This window comes from Myxococcus xanthus, assembly GCF_013116825.1.
GTDB classification, from domain to species: domain Bacteria; phylum Myxococcota; class Myxococcia; order Myxococcales; family Myxococcaceae; genus Myxococcus; species Myxococcus xanthus_B.
In genome coordinates this window covers 1-1506 of the sequence record NZ_JABFNS010000282.1, presented here as the reverse complement: position 1 = coordinate 1506, position 1506 = coordinate 1, and the positions used below count along the sequence as shown (strand labels likewise).

The 1506-nt window shown below is 66.4% G+C and carries 1 protein-coding gene; it reads left to right on the top strand.

Features of this window, described 5'->3' with window-relative positions:
* The first annotated feature begins 137 nt into the window (after positions 1-137).
* On the top strand, positions 138-842 hold the full coding sequence (locus HNV26_RS37285; RefSeq protein ID WP_253817403.1) for a glycosyltransferase family protein: 705 nt from the start codon (positions 138-140) through the stop codon (positions 840-842).
* The last annotated feature ends 664 nt before the right edge of the window (positions 843-1506 follow it).

Genomic DNA, 1506 nt, shown 5'->3' with positions numbered 1-1506 from the left:
TCGCCCTCTTGCCAGGCTGCGATGACACGCTCGCGCAGGTCGAGCGAATGCGTACCGGACATAGCAGGCGATACCTCCTCACTCCGTCAACACCCTCCGCCTGCTCCCTTCATCCGCACCCCGCTATCAGACAGGGGATGGATGAAGGCTGGTTCCACTATCTCTCGCTCCGTCTGGCTCCGCCTCATGTGTCGCGCATCGGCACCCTGACGCTGCTGTTCGTCCCACTCGGGGTCTGGGCATGGCGAGAACGGCTGCGGCCCGACTGGACCTGGCTGCTGGTCCTGCTCCCGATGCTGGGCATCCGCTTCCTCGGCATGGCCTGGCGGTTTCACTATGGCGTACCGGTTGTCGCCGCGGCGCTCATGGGCTTCCTGCCTGTCCTCCGCACCCGGAGCCCGCCCTGGTGGGTCATCGCCTCCACCAGCGTGGTGCTCCTCGCCAGCAACGAGCCGAACCTGCGGAAGCTCACGAGCACTCTTGTCTCTCCCCAGACCTCCCCGCGTCATTGTCCCAGGACACCGGAGCGACTGGCGAGCCTCTCTCGGGGCGTGGACATGCTCACCCACCACAGCGAGGGCTCGGCGCTGCTGAGCAGCAACCTGGTCGCCTTGCTGGCGGACCGCAGCGAGATCTACGCCGTGGGTGGCCCACAGCCAGACGAAGGGCGCGTCCATGAGTGGGTGCTCGTCGAGAAGCCTCCGCATGGTGACGTCTGGCCCCTCACCTCCACGCGAGTGCGGGAACTCATCGACGTCTGGCGCACAGATGCAAGCACGCAAGTCATTATCGATGACGAGAACGTCTTCATGGCGCGAGGGCGCTTTACTGCGCACCGCTGACCCTACACCTGGTCCACGGCAGACCAGCATCCGCATTACCAGTCACGTCTTGGACGGATGACGCGCGCGAGCAGCGTGACTGGCTGCCCTTCGGGGTTTGCCGTCGGGACACCACGACAAGGACGGGCCCGCGCGTTCGCGTGCGCGGGACCCAGGCGGCGGTGAACGTCTCGGCCCAATCGAATACCGAGCCTCCAGGGCGAAGCACTGTCTGAAAGGAGACAGTGGGCCTTGGATTGGCAATCAGGCGGCGTGTCGGGCACGGGCGGTCGATTGGCAGCACCTCCGCTGGCGTGGGTGGTAAGACTGGGGCTGGATTTCCAAACACCCTCCGGCGCCGCTCGGAAACTGGAGCACCAAAGCCATGTCCCGAATCCCCAAGCCTGTCAGCACGTCTACCCGCTCTCGCGCCAACGCTCGCCAGGAAGGACTGCGTCCCACTCCGAACCGCGCGACGACGCTCCCCGACCGCTCGAACGTCATCAACCAGAGCAGGCTCCCCAGGCCGGTCCCCGCCAATCCCACCCAGACAGCCCTCCAATCCCATCAAGGCATCAGCACCTTCAGCACTCCGGCGACCACCTCCACGCAGGCCGCAGGCAGCGCCACCACGCGCGTCAACCATCCGCAGGGCCCCTGCCCCCCGCTGGCCCCTCCTATCGCC

Excerpts from the sequence above, each read along its gene's own strand:
- HNV26_RS37285 (WP_253817403.1), top strand. The coding sequence starts at position 138 with ATGGATGAAGGCTGGTTCCACTATCTCTCGCTCCGTCTGGCTCCGCCT.